The 16,734-nt window shown below is 63.9% G+C and carries 17 protein-coding genes; 9 read left to right on the top strand and 8 right to left on the bottom strand.

Annotated elements, in window-relative coordinates; all coding sequences use genetic code 11:
• Nucleotides 1-161: 161 nt before the first annotated feature.
• Nucleotides 162-1,256, bottom strand: coding sequence for a pyridoxal-phosphate-dependent aminotransferase family protein (locus N7568_RS15210; protein ID WP_261610636.1), 1,095 nt, complete (start codon nucleotides 1,254-1,256; stop codon nucleotides 162-164).
• 26 nt (nucleotides 1,257-1,282) lie between these two features.
• Complete coding sequence (locus tag N7568_RS15215) at nucleotides 1,283-2,530, bottom strand: MFS transporter (protein ID WP_261610637.1); 1,248 nt, start codon at nucleotides 2,528-2,530, stop codon at nucleotides 1,283-1,285.
• A gap of 64 nt (nucleotides 2,531-2,594) precedes the next feature.
• Between N7568_RS15215 and N7568_RS15220 the strand changes: the two genes are divergently transcribed.
• The 7 genes from N7568_RS15220 (at nucleotide 2,595) to purM (ending at nucleotide 8,324) form a co-directional block, all read left to right on the top strand.
• Nucleotides 2,595-3,068, top strand: a complete 474-nt coding sequence (locus tag N7568_RS15220; protein WP_261610638.1) for a winged helix-turn-helix transcriptional regulator — start codon at nucleotides 2,595-2,597, stop codon at nucleotides 3,066-3,068.
• An 80-nt stretch (nucleotides 3,069-3,148) separates the two neighbouring features.
• The gene (locus tag N7568_RS15225) at nucleotides 3,149-3,979 is read left to right on the top strand and encodes a phosphatase PAP2 family protein (RefSeq protein WP_261610639.1); all 831 of its coding nucleotides are present in this window, start codon (nucleotides 3,149-3,151) and stop codon (nucleotides 3,977-3,979) included.
• Between the two features lie 156 nt (nucleotides 3,980-4,135).
• Nucleotides 4,136-4,645: a 2-oxo-4-hydroxy-4-carboxy-5-ureidoimidazoline decarboxylase gene (uraD, locus tag N7568_RS15230; protein ID WP_261610640.1), complete on the top strand. Its 510-nt coding sequence runs from the start codon at nucleotides 4,136-4,138 to the stop codon at nucleotides 4,643-4,645.
• On the top strand, nucleotides 4,642-4,983 hold the full coding sequence (gene uraH, locus N7568_RS15235) for a hydroxyisourate hydrolase (protein ID WP_017199951.1): 342 nt from the start codon (nucleotides 4,642-4,644) through the stop codon (nucleotides 4,981-4,983). The genes uraD and uraH overlap by 4 nt, the downstream gene beginning before the upstream one ends.
• An 89-nt stretch (nucleotides 4,984-5,072) precedes the next feature.
• Nucleotides 5,073-5,405: a hypothetical protein gene (locus N7568_RS15240; protein ID WP_261610641.1), complete on the top strand. Its 333-nt coding sequence runs from the start codon at nucleotides 5,073-5,075 to the stop codon at nucleotides 5,403-5,405.
• A 145-nt stretch (nucleotides 5,406-5,550) separates the two neighbouring features.
• On the top strand, nucleotides 5,551-7,179 hold the full coding sequence (gene purF, locus N7568_RS15245) for an amidophosphoribosyltransferase (protein WP_261610642.1): 1,629 nt from the start codon (nucleotides 5,551-5,553) through the stop codon (nucleotides 7,177-7,179).
• Nucleotides 7,176-8,324, top strand: a complete 1,149-nt coding sequence (gene purM / locus N7568_RS15250) for a phosphoribosylformylglycinamidine cyclo-ligase (RefSeq protein WP_261610643.1) — start codon at nucleotides 7,176-7,178, stop codon at nucleotides 8,322-8,324. The genes purF and purM overlap by 4 nt, the downstream gene beginning before the upstream one ends.
• 75 nt (nucleotides 8,325-8,399) lie before the next feature.
• Here purM and N7568_RS15255 read toward each other — a convergent pair whose 3' ends face one another.
• The 3 genes from N7568_RS15255 to N7568_RS15265 all read right to left on the bottom strand — a co-directional run bounded on the left by N7568_RS15255 (nucleotide 8,400) and on the right by N7568_RS15265 (nucleotide 10,359).
• A complete protein-coding gene (locus N7568_RS15255) occupies nucleotides 8,400-9,170 on the bottom strand; it encodes a VOC family protein (RefSeq protein ID WP_261610644.1) in 771 nt (256 codons plus the stop codon).
• Complete coding sequence (locus N7568_RS15260; protein ID WP_261610645.1) at nucleotides 9,167-9,949, bottom strand: VOC family protein; 783 nt, start codon at nucleotides 9,947-9,949, stop codon at nucleotides 9,167-9,169. The genes N7568_RS15255 and N7568_RS15260 overlap by 4 nt, the downstream gene beginning before the upstream one ends.
• Before the next feature lie 185 nt (nucleotides 9,950-10,134).
• Nucleotides 10,135-10,359, bottom strand: a complete 225-nt coding sequence (locus N7568_RS15265) for a DUF3073 domain-containing protein (RefSeq protein WP_261610646.1) — start codon at nucleotides 10,357-10,359, stop codon at nucleotides 10,135-10,137.
• Between the two features lie 242 nt (nucleotides 10,360-10,601).
• Here N7568_RS15265 and N7568_RS15270 point away from each other — a divergent pair, with 242 nt between their 5' ends.
• The gene (locus N7568_RS15270) at nucleotides 10,602-11,399 is read left to right on the top strand and encodes a septum formation family protein (RefSeq protein ID WP_261610647.1); all 798 of its coding nucleotides are present in this window, start codon (nucleotides 10,602-10,604) and stop codon (nucleotides 11,397-11,399) included.
• A 14-nt stretch (nucleotides 11,400-11,413) separates the two neighbouring features.
• Here N7568_RS15270 and clpB read toward each other — a convergent pair whose 3' ends face one another.
• Nucleotides 11,414-14,071, bottom strand: a complete 2,658-nt coding sequence (gene clpB / locus N7568_RS15275) for an ATP-dependent chaperone ClpB (RefSeq protein ID WP_261610648.1) — start codon at nucleotides 14,069-14,071, stop codon at nucleotides 11,414-11,416.
• 149 nt (nucleotides 14,072-14,220) lie between these two features.
• On the opposite strand from clpB, the gene N7568_RS15280 reads away from it, so the two are divergent.
• On the top strand, nucleotides 14,221-14,838 hold the full coding sequence (locus N7568_RS15280; RefSeq protein WP_261610649.1) for a pyridoxamine 5'-phosphate oxidase family protein: 618 nt from the start codon (nucleotides 14,221-14,223) through the stop codon (nucleotides 14,836-14,838).
• Between the two features lie 6 nt (nucleotides 14,839-14,844).
• Here N7568_RS15280 and N7568_RS15285 read toward each other — a convergent pair whose 3' ends face one another.
• Together N7568_RS15285 and N7568_RS15290 are read right to left on the bottom strand one after the other, a co-directional pair.
• Nucleotides 14,845-15,915 carry a sulfate/molybdate ABC transporter ATP-binding protein gene (locus tag N7568_RS15285; protein ID WP_261610650.1) on the bottom strand — a complete coding sequence of 357 codons (1,071 nt, stop codon included), beginning with the start codon at nucleotides 15,913-15,915 and terminating at the stop codon, nucleotides 14,845-14,847.
• Complete coding sequence (locus N7568_RS15290) at nucleotides 15,912-16,730, bottom strand: ABC transporter permease (RefSeq protein ID WP_261610651.1); 819 nt, start codon at nucleotides 16,728-16,730, stop codon at nucleotides 15,912-15,914. The genes N7568_RS15285 and N7568_RS15290 overlap by 4 nt, the downstream gene beginning before the upstream one ends.
• Between the last annotated feature and the right edge of the window lie 4 nt (nucleotides 16,731-16,734).

The raw sequence follows: 16,734 nt of genomic DNA on the forward strand, positions 1-16,734 counted from the left end.
AAACCCGACGTTAAGTGAGAGAGCGTCGCCCAAAACCCGACGTTAAGTGAGAGAGCGTCGCCCAAAACCCGACGTTAAGTGAGAGAGCGTCGCCCAAAACCCGACGTTAGGTGAGAGAGCGTCGCCCGAAACCCGACGTTAGGTGAGAGAGCGTCCAGGGGTTAGGCGTTGGCGATGGCCTCATTGAGCGCCCCCAGCACCAGGGTCACGGAGGCCGGGTTGGCATTCGGGCCCATCATGCCGATGCGCCACACGGTGTCCGCGAACTCCCCTACGCCCGAGCCAATTTCCATGCTGAAGTTCTCCAGAAGGTAAGCGCGGACGGCAGCCGAGTTGACGCCGTCGGGCACTCTGACGGTGGTGAGGCTCGGCAGTCGGGCGCCCTCGGCAGCGAACAGTTCCAATCCCATTTCCTGCAGCCCGTTCTGCAAGGCCGTGCCCGCTGCCCGGTGCCGGGCCTGCACCACGTCCAGGCCCTCGGCGAGGATACGGTCCAAGGCCGCTTCGAGTCCGGCGATCATGGTGACCGGTGCAGTGTGGTGGTAGGTTCGGGCCCCGCTGGCCGCGCCGACGTACCCGCCGAGCAACCCGATGTCGAGGTACCAGGACCGCGGATCCTTGATGCGGCGCTCGAAGGCGTGGTCGGACACCGTGAACGGCGACAGTCCCGGCGGGACACCCAGGCACTTCTGTGTTCCGGCGTATCCGACGTCGATCCCCCAGTCGTCTGCCAGGAGCTCCAGTCCGCCGATGGATGTCACGGCGTCGGCGATCAGCAGGGCGTCGCCCTTGCCGGCGCCCAGTGCGGCGATATCGGAGATGACGCCTACTGACGTCTCAGCGTGAACCGCGGCGATGACTTTCGGATTGGGGTGCGCCGACAGAACCCGGTCAGCGTCGATGGGCTGACCCCATTCGTGGTCGACGCGAACCACCGTCGCCCCACATCGCCGGGCGACCTCACACATCCGCGCCCCGAAAAGTCCGTTGACAGCGATCACTGCCACGTCGCCGTCGGACACGGTGTTCACGAAAGCCGCTTCCATCCCGCCGGAACCTGTGGCACTCAAAGGGAGTGTCCGCGCGTTGGAGGTCCCCCAGACAGTCCGAAGGCCCTCGCAGGTGTGGTCGAGCCGCTCGATGAACACCGGATCAAGGTGCCCCAGAACGGGGTAGGCCAAAGCAGCCATGGCTTCGGGGTAGCAATTGCTCGGGCCGGGACCGAACAGGAACCTGGACGTCAGAATGTCGGGCATGTGCGAACTCCTTCAGCTGGTTGAGGTCATTCTGCCCCAGCATGCTGTGCGGGGCGAGCCAAGCGTGCGCGGGCAGGCTTCCTGGGGCGCCGGAGCCGCTCCGTCCCCCAAACCGCAAAGGCCAGCAACGCGAAAAATGCCCCGAGAGCACTGGCCCCGGTCCAGCCCCATACGTCGTACACAGGCGCTACCGACGCAGCACCGGCCGCACTGCCCACGGAGTAGAACACCATGTAGCTGCCGATAATGCTGCTGGCGGATTCCTCGGCTCCGGTCACGATCATGGTCTGGCTGCTGACGTGGACCGCTTGAACAGCGGCGTCCAGCACGATGATGCCGGCAATGAACCACAGCAGCGACCAACTCCCCAGTGACAACGCCACCCACGAGCCAAGGAGCGCGGCCAGGCTGACTCCGGTGACCCGTTGTCCCCAACCCCGGTCCGCCGCAGCACCCGCCCGGGAGGCAGCCACGATCCCTATCAGCCCGGCCAGCCCGAAGAGTCCGATCAGGCTTGGCGGAAGGTTCCACGCCGGTCCGCTCAGCAGCAGTGACATACCGCTCCACAGCACCCCAAAGGACGCGAACAGCAGCATGGTGATGAGGGCACGGGTACGGAACACGGGACTGCTGCGGGTCAGGACCACGACGGACGAAACAGCCCGCCAGTAGCGAACATCTCCGCGGGCGCCACTGTCTGCCGGCAGGGCGCGGAAGGCGGCGATCGACAGGACTATCCCGGCCACCGCCGCGAGGACGTAGACCGACCGCCAGCCCCACAGCTCCGTCATACCTCCCGCCGCTGTCCGCGCCAGGATAATGCCACTCACGACGCCGGCAGTTACGGTGCCGATGCTCTCTCCCCTTTGGTCGGCGGTACTCGAGGCTGCGGTGTACGCCACGATAGTCTGCACCACGGAGGAAGCCACACCCAGGAACATGAAGCCGACGAGCAATGCAGTTTGGGATGAAGCCAGGGCCACAACACAGGCGCCCGCCGCGGTGGCCCCGATCTGCAGGGCGATGAGTGCGCGGCGGTCCACCATGTCCCCCAGTGGCACCAGGAGAACCAGCCCAAGGAGATACCCGGCTTGGGACGACGCCACCACCCACCCCACACCGGCCACGGCGATTCCCATATCCGCCCCGATGCGTTCAAGCAGGGGCTGTCCGTAGTAGAGGTTGGACACCATGAAGGCGGCCACGACGGCGAGCAACAGCAGGAGACGGCGGCTCAGGCCCCGCCTGGAAGACGTCTGATTGTTATTGCCCATGGTGCCGGCCTCCGAAAGATTGGTTTCAATATGCAACCAAATGAGCCTATGGGACAATGGTTTCATGTTGCAACCAAGCGATGTCGACTGGACTGACCCCGAATGCCCCGTTGCGAGGGCAGCCGACCTGGTGGGCGATAAGTGGATCCTGCTGATCATTCGGGACTCACTGGACGGCAAGCGCCGATTCTCGGAATTTGAGCGGTCACTGGGCGTAGCGAAGAACATTCTTTCGGACCGCCTGCGCCTCCTCGTGGACAGGGGCATCCTCACCCGGACTCCGAATGACCGTGGGACGCGGAGCGAGTATGAGCTCACAGGGGCCGGTCGCGATCTGTTCACGCTGATCCTCAGCCTCCGGCAGTGGGGCGAGCGAAATGCCTTCGCAGCCGGGGAGAAGCACTCCGTGGTGATCGACCACCTCACAGGTGAACCGGTCCCACAGCTCCAGCCACACAGGGAGGACGGCAGCGAACTCAGCCCCGAGCAGACGCTGCTCGTCAAAGTGGGCCAACCGCTACCCGAAAACGTGAAGTAGCTGCACCCCCAGGAAACCCCCAAGCCCAAACTGCTAAGGTTACTCACCAACACGGAGGCCGCCACGGACAGGGGACATGAGTGACGACTGAAGGTAAAGAGTCGGCGGAGACCGGCATACGGGGTGAAGTCAGCCAGGACCGGTTCGTCGCCGGACAGGACCTGACGCGCTGGAAATCCCCCGTCGGCCGGACCATGGCCCGGAGCGCCGAGTGGGCCACCAGGCTGCTGGGACCCTACGCCGCACTGGTCATCACGCTGGCGGCGGGGCTGGCCGTGGCATTGTCCCTCGCTTGGGCTTTTGGCGAAGTCTACGAGTCCGTGACGGAAGCCGACGGCGTGGCAGGCTTGGACGACCCCGTGCTGGCTGCAGCCAAATCAGTCCGATCCCCCGCCCTGGATGTCGCTGTCACGGCGTACACGAATATCGGCGGCACCGTGGGCATGCCCATCATTGCCGTGGGCATCATGATCTTCCTGGCCACCAAACGGCGGTCTTGGACGCCGGTTATCCTGATGCTCGCTGCCGGACTGGGATCGCTGGTCATTACCGTCCTGGGCAAGCCGATCTTCGGCCGGACCCGCCCGGACATGGCCGATGCAATTCCGCCTTACGAGCATTCCGCCTCATTCCCCAGCGGCCACTCCTTGAACTCGATCGTGATCGCCGGCATCGTGGCCTACCTGATCATCCTGCGGCTCAAGACCATGCAGGCACGGGTGATCACGGTACTCGTGGCCGCGGCGTTCGCCCTCACCATGGGCTTGAGCCGGGTCTACCTGGGCCATCATTGGCTCACGGACGTGCTGGCAGCATGGGCCATAGGCATCGCGTGGCTGGCCCTGGTGATCACCGCACACCGCCTTTACCTGACAGTGCGAACAAGAGGTCATGGCGCGGTAGTCTCTTGACACCGAGCCGCTCACTCAGCTTAACTGAATTACGTATGCTGAAATAACAGTTCCATGATGCGGAAGCTCGAAGCAAAGGCTTCCTCTTGCAACAGCAGGAGTTCCGCATAGCCCACACCATGGATGCCAGCATTTTTGCACGAGGATGACACAAGCATGGAGCTTGCAGTATTCAACAGTGTTGACCGGGACGAGGCCATCAGGACCCTGACCCCTTGCCTGGATATCAGCCGCTGGGTGGAGGCCATCGTGGACGCGCGCCCCTACGCCAGTGTCGACGAACTGCTGGGGCAAGCCCAGCGTGCCGCCGAGCCCTTCACCGCGGCCGAAGTGGAGTCAGCCATGGCCCACCACCCCCGCATCGGCGAACGCCCCAAGGCCCAAACCACCGAGGCCGCGATGTCGCGTTCGGAGCAGGCCGGCGTGGACCCGGGCGACAACCAAACCACCACCGCCCTTGCCGAGGGAAACCGCGCCTACGAGGAGAAGTTCGGCAGGGTCTTCCTGATCCGTGCTGCAGGCCGCAGCGCACAGGAGATGCTCGCCGCCCTCCAGGAACGAATCAGCCACACCCCCGAAGAAGAAGACACAATCGTGGCTGGCCAATTGCGGGAGATCGCACTGCTGCGCCTTTCCGGATTGATCAGCGAAGGAGTCAACGCATGAGCGTTTCACAAGTAACCACCCACATCCTGGACACCGGTTCCGGGCGTCCGGCGGCGGGTGTCGCCGTCGTACTCTACGTCCGCGAAGGTGACGACTGGACCTTGGTGGCGAAGGGTGAGACCGACGCCGACGGCCGCATCAAGACCCTCGGGCCGGAGCGGATCCCCGGCGGCGCCTACCGGCTGAACTTCGCCACGGGCGCCTACTACGAGGGCCTTGGCACGGAGACGTTCTTCCCGGAAGTGGATCTGAACTTCACAGTTTCCGACGCCGGTGAGCACTATCACGTGCCGCTCCTTCTGAGCCCGTTCGCGTTCTCGACGTACCGCGGCAGCTAACTCCAGGACTTTGTGTACAGATAATGCCCTTAAGGTGACTCCTTAAGGGCATTATCTGTACACAAACGCGGAACGGTACGCTTGAAGGCATGGCTTCAGAGGACACCACCCCCAACTCCGCCCGCCGCGAGATCACCGTTCGCAGGGCACCCAAGTTTGTACCCTTCATGATTTTGGGAGCAGTGGTTGGTGCAATTGTGGCGGCAATCATCGCTTACGGCCGCCAGGCCGACCCCGCCTTCGACGCCGGCACAGTCTTCGGCTTCTTCCTGATCGTTTGCGCCGGCGGCGGCGTCATTCTGTTTTCGATCCTCGCCCTGATCCTGGACCGCATCAGCGTCAAGCGATCACAGCGCGCCGTAGTGGAAGCCGTTCCGGATTCGGTTCCGGATGAAGGGCCAGAACACGACGACGTCCGCTAAGTTGGGCGCCCGGCCGCCTCTTTGGAGGGGAGCCAATGTGAGACACACCGCATTTTCGCCGGAACACGCCAGTTCTGCGCCCATTCCCAGGGTCACATAGGCCGCGAAGGAACTTACCACGGCCACAACATGAGACAATCGACCAGTGGCACGTGGCGACGGAAAACTTTCTCATGATCTTCTCCCCGGCGAAAAAGGCCCCCAGGACGCTTGTGGCGTCTTCGGGGTTTGGGCTCCCGGTGAAGAAGTAGCAAAACTCACCTATTACGGGCTGTATGCGCTGCAGCACCGCGGACAAGAATCGGCTGGTATTGCTACCAGTGACGGCAAGCGCATCAATGTCTATAAAGACATGGGCCTTGTGTCCCAGGTCTTCGATGAGACAACCCTGAACACCCTTACCGGGCACCTGGCTGTTGGCCACTGCCGGTATTCCACCACCGGTGCAAGCCACTGGGCCAATGCGCAGCCAACCCTGGGTGCGACCGCAACCGGCACGGTTGCTTTGGCCCACAACGGCAACCTGACCAACACCGCTGAGCTCCGGGAAATGATCCTTGAGCGCAACGACGGCCAGTTGACCGGTGAAATGAAGCAGGGCAATACCTCGGACACCGCTCTGGTGACCGCTCTCCTTGAGGGCGAAGAGGGCAAGACCCTGGAGCAGACCGCACTGGAGCTGCTGCCCAAGATCAAGGGTGGCTTCTGCTTCGTCTTCATGGATGAAGGAACCCTCTACGCAGCCCGCGATACCTACGGCATCCGCCCGCTGTGTCTTGGCCGCCTGGACCGCGGTTGGGTTGTCGCTTCCGAGCAGGCAGGCCTGGCCACCGTTGGTGCGAGCTTCATCCGCGAGATCGAGCCCGGCGAGTTCATTGCCATCGACGAGGACGGCGTCCGTTCGCAGCGCTTCGCCGAAGCAACGCCCGCTGGCTGCGTCTTCGAATACGTCTACCTGGCCCGTCCGGACGCTGCCATTGCCGGCCGCTCCGTGTACGAAGCCCGCGTTGAGATGGGCCGCCAATTGGCCCGCGAAAACACGCATGAGGCAGACCTGGTCATTCCTGTCCCCGAGTCCGGCACCCCCGCGGCTGTTGGCTACGCCGAGCAGTCGGGCATCCCGTTCGCGCACGGCTTCGTCAAGAACGCCTACGTGGGACGAACGTTCATCCAGCCGTCGCAAACCCTGCGCCAGCTGGGTATCCGGCTCAAGCTCAACGCACTGGAATCCGTGATCCGCGGAAAGCGCATTGTGGTGGTGGATGACTCGATCGTCCGCGGCAACACCCAGCGCGCCATCGTTCGGATGCTCCGGGAAGCCGGTGCCGCTGCGGTGCACGTCAAGATTTCTTCTCCCCCGGTCCAGTGGCCCTGCTTCTACGGCATCGACTTCGCATCCCGTGCGGAACTCATCGCCAACGGCGCCACCATCGAGGAGATCTCCCAGGCCATCGGCGCCGACTCGCTGGCCTACATCTCCGAGGACGGCATGATCGGGGCAACCCAGCAGCCGCGCGAACGCCTCTGCACGGCCTGCTTCACCGGCAAGTACCCCATCGAGCTGCCGCACGCGGACAAGTTGGGCAAGAACCTCCTGGAGCGCACCGACCTTGGCGGGCTACCTGCTGCCGAGGACACCGCCGTGGACGATTCCGAGGATCCGGCCGAGAAGCCGGGCGCCACGGGTTGCGATCCCGGGCCTGACGCTGAATTCGAAAACCTCCTTACCGACGCTGATCGTTTGACCGACGCCGACAAGAAAGAGTCTGTATGAGCTCCGCAACACCCGCCGCTGAGAACAACTCCGGTATCACCTACGCTTCTGCCGGCGTCGACGTTGAAGCGGGCGACCGCGCAGTCGAACTCATGAAGGGCGCCATCAAGGCGACGCACAACTCTTCGGTGATTGGCGGCGTCGGCGGTTTCGCTGGCCTGTACGACGTCTCGAAGCTCCTGACTTACAAGAAGCCGCTGCTGGCCACGTCCACCGACGGTGTTGGCACCAAGGTAGCCATCGCGCAGGCCATGGACATCCACGACACCATCGGTTTCGACCTGGTGGGCATGGTGGTGGACGACATCGTTGTAGTGGGTGCTGAGCCGCTCTATATGACCGACTACATCGCCTGCGGCAAGGTTGTCCCGGAGCGCATCGCTGACATTGTCCGCGGTATCGCTGCTGCCTGCTCCGTTGCCGGCACCGCCCTGGTGGGCGGCGAAACCGCTGAGCACCCGGGCCTCCTGGGTGAGCACGAGTACGACGTCGCAGGTGCCGCAACCGGCATCGTCGAGGCCGACGCCCTGCTCGGTCCGGACCGCGTCCGCGCCGGCGACGTCGTCATCGGTATGGCTTCATCCGGCCTGCACTCCAACGGCTACTCCCTGGTCCGCCGCGTCATCAACCACGCCGGTTGGGCCCTGGACCGCCAGGTTTCCGAGCTCGGCCGCACGCTGGGCGAAGAGCTCCTGGAGCCGACCCGCGTCTACGCAGCTGACTGCCTCGACCTTGCCCGCACCTTCCCCGTTGCAGGTGGCGCAGCCGTTCACGGCTTCAGCCACGTCACCGGTGGTGGCCTGGCCGCCAACCTGGCCCGCGTCCTCCCGCAGGGCCTGGTGGCCACGGTTGACCGCAACACCTGGGAACTGCCCGCCATCTTCAAGCTGGTTTCCGAGCTGGGCAACGTTCCGCTGGCCGACCTGGAGCGCACGTTGAACCTCGGCGTGGGCATGGTCGCCATCGTTTCCGCCGAAGCAGCCGACGCCGCAGTGGCCCGCCTCAACGACCGCGGACTGCCGTCCTGGGTCATGGGCACCGTTTCAGCTGACAGCGACTCGATCGACAAGACCGGCCCGGACTACGTCCAGGGTGCCAAGGGCGTCGACGGCGGCGCTGTCCGTTTGGTGAACGCCTACGCCTAAGCGGTATATCGCTTCATAAAGAGAGCGGCCGGGCAGTCTTGGACTGCCCGGCCGCTCTCTCTTTGCTGCCTGGTTCTATGTCTGGATCAGGCTCAGGATTCCGCCCTGCGGATCCTGAATGGTGGCGAGGGACCCCGCCTCAGGTTTCTCCTCCGGCTCCACCAGGAGCTCTCCCCCGGCCGCCACAGCAGCTTCGGCGGCCTTGCGGACATCCGCTACGCCGAAATAAATCTGCCAGGCGGCCTCGTCGCCTTCGTCGGCAGGGACAACACCTGCCACTTCGTCACCGTTGACCATCAGCGTGCTGTAGCTGCCGCCGTCGTCCTGGGGATATTCGGTAACCTCGTGACCGAAAAGCTGCTGGAAAAACGCGACGGCGGACTGCGGCTCAGGCGTCAACAGTTCAGCCCACGCCAACGCACCGGGCTCGTTGAACAGGTGGCTTCCCACATGCGTTCCAGCCTGCCAAACGCCGGTGGTTCCGCCGCCGGGAGGTTCAATGAACGCCAGGACACCGGTATCCGCAACAGCCTCGGGTCCGAACTGGAGCTTCCCGCCGGCATGGACAGCGTCGTCTGCAATTTCTTCAGTGTCCGTGGCGGCTATGTAAATGTTCCATTGGCCGTGCGTTCCCGCAGCCTCCTGCATGGGGTTCTGCGGTGCGATCACCGCCACTAACTGGTCCTTGACGAAGGCCTGCGCATAGCTGCGGCCATCAGGAGTGGGCAGGTCTTTGTACTTCCAGCCGAATACGCGCTGATAGAAGTCTTTGGCCGCGGCGACGTCCCTGGTCTGCAGGTCCGCCCAGCACGGCTCGCCGCTGGGGTAGTGCTGCCGGGCCGTCATGCGGTGAGGCCTGTCATGATGCTGAACGCCGCCCCGGCCGGATCCATGAGGACAGCCATGCGGCCAACGCCGGGCACATCGAAGGCGGGCGCGATGATATGGCTCCCCAACTCAACGGCCTGCTGAACTGCCGCATCCACTTCCTCAACGGCGAAGTAGGTCATCCAAAATGGCGATAAGCCCTCAATGGGCAACGTAAGCGCGCCGGCTATGCGCTTTCCTTCCACCAAGAGGCTGGTGTACTCCTGCAGGTCACCGGCCGGTTCAGTTTCGCTGGTGCACCCTGTCACAGCCTCATAGAACGCTACGGCCTTGGGGACGTCATTTGTTTGCAGCTCATTCCAAATCATGGTCCCCGGTTCATTGACCAGCCCTGATCCGGGGTGGTTGCCGGCCTCCCAAAAGCCGATCTGGGCCCCGGTGGGATCTGTGGCGAAGAACATCCGCCCGCTGCCGTTGGGCACCGAGTCGGGAGGGAAGAGAAGGGTTCCGCCAGCGGCTTCCACGCGTTGGGCGGCCTCGTCAGCGGAATCCACGGCAATATAGTTCGCCCAGTATGAAGGCATCCCCTCCGGAGCGTCGGGCATCTGCTGCATCATGCCGGCAACGTAGCGGCCCTGGAGCTTGGCCATGTAGTAGGTGGCGCCGTTCCCGGCGTCCATGGCGTCCAGCTCCCATCCAAAGAGGTCACTGTAGAACTTCCTGGACACGTCGATGTCGGTGGAGGACAGGTCCACCCAACACGGTGTTCCCTGCTTGTAGCTGTCGACCTCCGGCATGGATTTCCCTTTCGATGAGCTCGAACTCCAGCCTACGCAAAAAAGGGCCCTCAGGGTACGCCAATGAATGGCGTGCCCTGGGGGCCCTTTTTCAGAAGATATACGGCATCCGGAGATGCGCGATGACCTTGATGTACGACGGCGGTCCGCAACTCAGCACCTACGGCACCTGTTGGTTGCGACAGCTATCCGATTCGGCGGGTGTCAACCTCGTCGTCATCGTCTTCCGCGTACTTGTCCTCGTAGGCCGAATAGTCCGGCTCCGAGGGATCTTCGGGGAAGTGGCTCTTGACACGACTGGACGGACCCGTGAGCTCCCGCTCAAGTGCCGAATAGTCAGTGTTCGGGGAGTAGTACTTAATATCCCGAGCCTGCTTGGTAGCTTTTGCCTTTTGACGGCCGCGCCCCATGGCGTGACCCCCTTTTGTACTTGGACCGGAGGTGGTCACCTTGGCTATCGGTGAGGCCCCGGAATGTTTGGTCAATTTGTCGTATGTCTAGATTACATGCTTTCGGGAGTGCCTGCGCGCCACCACAGCGCGGCGCGAGGGCCGACTCCTGCCAAAACCAAGGCTGAACACCTCCCAGGGACTCGAAAATTGGGTAGAGTCTGCCTCAATGCGGCGTCACAGCAGGAAGGCACACCCAGAAAATGAGCCAGGACAACACTCCCCCGCGCGATGGTTCACCACGCGATCAAGCCAAGGATGGGGTGCCCCCCGCGCCCGAAACACCACCGGCAGCCGGTGAGCAGCCGCGATCTGAACCTTTGGTGCCACCGTCGGGCCTCGAGCCGGACCCTGCGCCCGAGATCGATCCCGACTTCGTGCCGAACCCAGGGGAACAGCCCGATCCCGCAGCGCCACCGACGGACGCCCAGGCACCTGCTTACCCCGCCGGGTATCCGGGACAGGAGTGGCAGCCTGAACCGCACGGAGATCCGGTCAAACGGCAAAGGCTGGTCATCGGCGGGATAGTAGTGGGCGTACTGGTGCTCATTGGCGTGGTGATCTGGGTGCTGCTCAATCTGCTGGGAACGCGGCCTGAAGCTGCGGTCACCACTCCGACTGCCACAGCGACCCCTGGCCCGCTTCCGCGTGACGCGAATGCGAAGGACTTCCTAGTGGGCGATTGCTTCGCTGATTTCGATCCCAATGCCAGTGTGGCAAGGGCCGTGGCCTGCGACACCGAGCACTCCGCCCAGCTCATTGGGGTCCACGCCTACCCGACCGACGATTCGTTCCCCGGAACCAACGCCATGCGGGACAAGGGCCGGGAAGTCTGCAAGGCAGCTGTGGCAAAGCTCAACGCGGCAGCCGGCAATTACGTCCTCCTTCAGCAGAACGTTTATCCGAGCCCCACCAGTTGGGATCGGGGCGACCGCCGCGTTGATTGCTTCATCGTGGTGGACTCAGGCAACACCATTAAGGAAGATCTCCTCCAGAAATAGCCCACCAGCCACCATTACTTCCTGCGAACCGTGAGTCCCGTCCCCGCGGGCATGCCGCCGTCGGGACCTGCCAACGACTCCAGACCCTCAATGGTGAGTTCGTCGAGGTCGGCGGCGGTGTCCACCAGCACGGTGTCGCCGTCGCTGATCTCGCCGGCGAGGATCTCCTTGGCGAGGCGGTCGCCGATCTCACGCTGAACCAGCCGACGCAGCGGCCGGGCTCCGTAAGCAGGATCGAAGCCGGACATGGCCAACCAGGCGCGGGCACCGTCAGTCACCTCGAGGCTCAGGCGACGATCGCGGAGCCGGTTGGCCAGTTCGGCCACGTGCAGCTCCACAATCCGGGCCAGTTCCTCCACGGACAGCGGATCGAAGAGCACGATCTCGTCCAGGCGGTTCAGGAACTCAGGCTTGAACGATGCCTGCACCACGGCCATGACGGCCTCTCGCTTGGCCCGGGCATCCAGCGACTGGTCCACCAGGAACTGGCTTCCTGAATTGGAGGTCAGCACCAGGATGGTGTTTCGGAAATCCACGGTGCGGCCCTGACCGTCGGTGAGCCGTCCGTCGTCGAGGACCTGCAGGAGGATGTCGAAGACCTCAGGGTGGGCCTTCTCCACTTCATCGAGCAGGACTACCGAATACGGACGGCGACGTACAGCCTCGGTCAGCTGCCCGCCTTCCTCATAGCCCACGTATCCCGGAGGGGCACCCACCAGGCGGGCTACGGCGTGCTTCTCGCTGTACTCGGACATGTCGATCCGGATCATGGCGCGTTCGTCGTCGAAGAGGAAGTCAGCCAAGGCCTTGGCCAGTTCCGTCTTGCCGACACCCGTGGGGCCAAGGAACAAGAACGATCCTGTGGGCCTGTTGGGATCGCTGATGCCGGCTCGTGCACGCCGCACGGCATCGGACACCGCCTGCACGGCTTTGGTCTGGCCGATCAGTCGCTTGCCAAGCTCTTCCTCCATGTGGAGGAGCTTCTGGGACTCACCTTGGAGCATGCGTCCGGCAGGGATGCCGGTCCAGGCGGAGATGACCTCGGCAATGTCGTCAGCGGTTACGTCCTCGGCCACCATGAGTTCCGGTTTCGAGTCGCTCCGGGCGGATTCCTCCTCAGCAGCGGCGCTCAGCTCCCGTTCGAGGGCAGGCAGCTCTCCGTAAAGGATCCGTGAGGCCGATTCGAGGTCGCCTTCGCGCTGGGCCTTGTCCGCGACGGAACGCAGTTCGTCGATCTTGGCCTTGAGGTCGCCGACGCGGTTCAGTCCGGCTTTCTCAGCTTCCCAGCGCGCGTTCAACGCACTGAGTTCTTCGTTCTTGTCCGCCTTGTCCGCGCGGAGCGCAGCCAGCCTCTCCACCGACGCAGGGTCAGTTTCGCCCTGGAGGGCCAGTTCTTCCATGGTCAGGCGGTCGACGGCGCGGCGGAGCTGGTCGATCTCCTCCGGTGCGGAATCGATCTCCATGCGGAGCCGTGACGCGGCCTCGTCCACCAGGTCGATGGCCTTGTCCGGCAACTGGCGTCCGGAGATGTAGCGGTTGGACAGCGTTGCAGCGGCCACCAGCGCGGAGTCGGCGATGGCCACCTTGTGGTGGGCCTCGTAGCGCTCCTTCAAACCACGCAGAATACCGATGGTGTCCTCAACGCTGGGCTCGCCAACGTAGACCTGCTGGAAGCGGCGCTCCAAGGCCGGGTCCTTCTCGATGTTCTCGCGGTACTCGTCCAGGGTGGTGGCCCCGATCAGGCGCAGCTCGCCGCGGGCCAGCATGGGCTTCAACATATTGCCCGCATCCATGGCGCTGTCACCTGTGGCACCGGCACCAACTACGGTGTGGATTTCGTCGATGAATGTGACGATCTGGCCGTTGGAGTTCTTGATTTCCTCGAGTACGGCCTTCAGTCGCTCCTCGAACTCGCCGCGGTACTTGGCGCCGGCCACCATGGAGGCAAGATCCAGTGCGATCAGCGTCTTGCCGCGCAAGCTTTCGGGGACGTCGCCGGCCACCATGCGCTGGGCAAGGCCTTCGACGACGGCGGTCTTGCCGACGCCGGGCTCACCGATCAGAACGGGGTTGTTCTTGGTGCGGCGGCTCAGGACCTGGACGACGCGTCGAATCTCGCTGTCCCGCCCAATGACGGGGTCCAGCTTGCCCGAGCGGGCCACCGCGGTGAGGTCAGTACCGAACTTCTCCAAGGCCTGGAAGGTGTTCTCCGGGTCCGGGGAATTGACGTTCCTGTCGCCCCGGACACCCGGCAGGGCGGCGAGCAGAGCCTCGTGGGAGGCGCCGGCGTCGCGCATTAATTTGCCGACGGAGTCACTTCCGGCCGAGAGGCCCAGCAGCAGGTGTTCGGTGGAGACGAAGGAGTCGCCGAGTTTGTCGGCCTCGTTCTGGGCAGCCTGGATGGCCTGCATGGACTGACGGGACAGCTGTGCTTGCTGGACCGAGCTGCCCGATGTGGACGGAAGCGCCTTGATGGCGGAGCTGGCCTGCACGCTCACGGCATCAGGATCGGCCCCGGTGGCGCGCAGAAGTGCCACGGCGACGCCCTCGCGCTGGTCCATGAGGGCTTTCAGCAGGTGGGCAGGCTCAAGCTGCGGGTTGCCGGCAGTTGATGCGTTCATGGCGGCCGCAGAAAGGGCCTCCTGGCTTTTGGTGGTGAATTTGACGTCCAAAGAGTGCTCCCTTTCTGGGTTAGACCAATACTTTCAAAGTTGAGTCTACTACGCTCAACTTTGAATTCAGGGTCATTGTGTTCCATGTTTGCCCACGGCGAAACTGCTGTCCAGAGTCCACCGGAATCGGGGGAAAGTAGGCTGGGGTCATGGACACAATCTCCAGTACGGAAGAACTCGAAGAGCTGATCGGATTGCCCCTTGATCGTGTGCGAAAGAAGGTCCGCACCTCGCTCAGTGATTTCGACCGGCAATGGTTGGCCGCAAGTCCCTTCTGCGTGATCTCAACGACTGACGCGCAGGGTCGCGTTGACGCCTCACCCAAGGGCGACCCCGCCGGATTCATCCTCGTCCTGGACGAACACACCATCGCCATCCCGGAACGCCCCGGAAACAAGCTCACCTTCGGCTTCCACAACATTCTGGAGAACCCGAATGTCGGCATCCTCTCGGTGGTTCCGGGCCGCACGGATACCCTCCGGATCAACGGGACCGCGCAGATTGTCCGCGACGCCGATTTCTTCGATCTCATGGTGGTCAAGGGGCACCGTCCGCGCGCCGCCGTGGTGGTTTCCATCGAAGAAGTGTTCACACACTGCGGCAAGGCGTTCATGCGCAGCGGCCTGTGGCAGCCCGGGACCTGGGAGACCGGCGACCTGCCGAGCATCGCGGTGCTTTCACAGGCCTACACGCAGCCGGAAACTCCGCTGGAAGAGCTGGAGACCTATTACGGGCCGTCCTACGCGGAGAAGATGTATCGGGAGTAGACAGGCTCAGGCCGGATAGACCGCCACCAGCGCAGACTTGACCACGAACCGCACGTCCATGCCCGGGACAAGTCCAAGGTCGGCTGACGCCGCGGGGGTGATGTCGGCGGACAATGCCTGGGCCGAACCGCCCGCGGCGCGGACCCGGATCTGGTCACCGTGCGGTTCAAGGTCCGTGATGGTGACGGGAAACGAATTGCGGGGGCTTCCGTGGACATCGCCCAGGAAGACGGAAACGCTCGACGGCGGGAACGCCGCCACACCTGCCTGGCCGGGCGAAGGTGACCAGCCGGAATCGTGTTGACCCGCGAAAACCCGGCCATCCGGCGTCGTGATTCCTTCCTCGGTGAGCGTCCCGGTGACGAGGTTCAGCCCGGCGAGTCCAGCTGCAAAGTGGCTCCTGGGCCGTTCGAGGACATCCCGGGTTGGGCCTTCTTCAACAATGCGGCCCTTTTCCACCACGATGACACGGTCGGCCAGCATGTAGGCGTCCAGGACATCGTGGGTGACGATGATGGCCTTCCGATCCTTCAAAACCCGCTTAAGCACGCGGCGAAGCAACGGTGCCGCATGGATGTCGAGGGCGGCCATGGGCTCATCGAGAAGGAGGAGCTCGGGCTCGGCGGCCAAAGCGCGGGCCACTGCCACACGTTGGGCCTGCCCGCCGGATAGTTGCGAAGGTTTTCGGTTGGCGAGGGGCATGGCGTCCACTTCGGCAAGCCAGTGCTGTGCGGTTTCCCGTGCCGCCACTTTGGAAGCTCCGGCACTCCGAGGTCCGAACGCCACGTTGTCCAGGGCGTTCAAATGTGGAAACAGCAGCGCTTCCTGGGCCAACAAAGCAGTCCCCCGCAGGTGGGGTGCCTTCCAAAGGCGAGTGCCGTCGTCGAGGTTGAACAGCTGTTTGTCGGCGATCCGTGCCGAACCGGAATCCGGTCGCAACAGCCCGGAAATCACACCCAGCAGAGTGGATTTGCCCGCACCGTTGGGACCGAGGATGGCCACAGTTTCGCCGTCGGCGAGGCTGAGTGACATGTCGAAGTTCCTGGCGTGGAGGCTGGCTTGCAGTTCGAAACTCATGCTTGGCCCCCCGAGGCCGCGCTGCCCCGCCGGCGACCATAGCTGAGCCCCACCACAGCCACCGCGACCGCCACCAGGACCAAGGACAGCGCTACTGCGGCGTCGGGGTCGGTCTCCCGCTGCAGATAGATCTCCAGCGGCAGCGTGCGGGTCACCCCTTCCAGGCTTCCGGCGAACGTCAGAGTCGCACCGAACTCCCCCAGGCTGCGCGCGAACGACAACACGGCTCCCGACGCCAGCCCCGGCAGGACCAGCGGAAGCGTGACGCGGCGAAGGACCGTGGTGGGTCGGGCCCCGAGGGTCGCCGCGACGGCTTCATATCTGTTTCCGGCCGACCGCAGCGCCCCTTCCAGGCTGACCACCAGGAAGGGCAAGGCCACGAACGTCTGCGCCAGGATCACGGCGGTGGTGGAGAATGCGATCTGGATACCCGCTACCTCCAGGGACTTCCCCAGGAGGCCCTGCCGCCCAAACGTGTACAGGAGCGCGATACCCCCGACGACTGGTGGCAGCACCAGCGGCAAGAGGACGAACGCCCTCAGGAGCCGCTGGCCCGGGAACTCGCCGCGGGCCAGCACCAACGCCAAAGGAACTCCCAGCACGACGCACAGCAGAGTGCTGGCGGCCGAGGTCCGCAGGCTCAGCCCCAAGGCGGCGAGCGAGGGTTCTGACGTGATGAGCGGAATGAACTGCGGCCAGTTGACCTTTGCGACCATAGCCACCAATGGAAGGACCACCAGCATCCCGCCCACGGCTGCCACAGCGTAAACCCACCGTGGGACACCGTGATAGCCAAAGGTGCTGCGCCTGTTCATGGGC

It is taken from the genome of Paenarthrobacter aurescens (genome assembly GCF_025421775.1).
Lineage (GTDB): Bacteria > Actinomycetota > Actinomycetes > Actinomycetales > Micrococcaceae > Arthrobacter > Arthrobacter aurescens_B.

Excerpts from the sequence above, each read along its gene's own strand:
- N7568_RS15265 (WP_261610646.1), bottom strand. The coding sequence starts at position 10,359 with ATGGGGCGCGGCCGTCAAAAGGCAAAAGCTACCAAGCAGGCTCGGGAT.
- purM (WP_261610643.1), top strand. The coding sequence starts at position 7,176 with ATGAGCTCCGCAACACCCGCCGCTGAGAACAACTCCGGTATCACCTAC.
- N7568_RS15290 (WP_261610651.1), bottom strand. The coding sequence starts at position 16,730 with ATGAACAGGCGCAGCACCTTTGGCTATCACGGTGTCCCACGGTGGGTT.
- N7568_RS15280 (WP_261610649.1), top strand. The coding sequence starts at position 14,221 with ATGGACACAATCTCCAGTACGGAAGAACTCGAAGAGCTGATCGGATTG.
- uraH (WP_017199951.1), top strand. The coding sequence starts at position 4,642 with ATGAGCGTTTCACAAGTAACCACCCACATCCTGGACACCGGTTCCGGG.
- N7568_RS15260 (WP_261610645.1), bottom strand. The coding sequence starts at position 9,949 with ATGCCGGAGGTCGACAGCTACAAGCAGGGAACACCGTGTTGGGTGGAC.
- N7568_RS15215 (WP_261610637.1), bottom strand. The coding sequence starts at position 2,530 with ATGGGCAATAACAATCAGACGTCTTCCAGGCGGGGCCTGAGCCGCCGT.
- N7568_RS15210 (WP_261610636.1), bottom strand. The coding sequence starts at position 1,256 with ATGCCCGACATTCTGACGTCCAGGTTCCTGTTCGGTCCCGGCCCGAGC.
- N7568_RS15220 (WP_261610638.1), top strand. The coding sequence starts at position 2,595 with ATGTTGCAACCAAGCGATGTCGACTGGACTGACCCCGAATGCCCCGTT.
- N7568_RS15240 (WP_261610641.1), top strand. The coding sequence starts at position 5,073 with ATGGCTTCAGAGGACACCACCCCCAACTCCGCCCGCCGCGAGATCACC.
- uraD (WP_261610640.1), top strand. The coding sequence starts at position 4,136 with ATGGAGCTTGCAGTATTCAACAGTGTTGACCGGGACGAGGCCATCAGG.
- N7568_RS15285 (WP_261610650.1), bottom strand. The coding sequence starts at position 15,915 with ATGAGTTTCGAACTGCAAGCCAGCCTCCACGCCAGGAACTTCGACATG.
- N7568_RS15270 (WP_261610647.1), top strand. The coding sequence starts at position 10,602 with ATGAGCCAGGACAACACTCCCCCGCGCGATGGTTCACCACGCGATCAA.
- N7568_RS15255 (WP_261610644.1), bottom strand. The coding sequence starts at position 9,170 with ATGACGGCCCGGCAGCACTACCCCAGCGGCGAGCCGTGCTGGGCGGAC.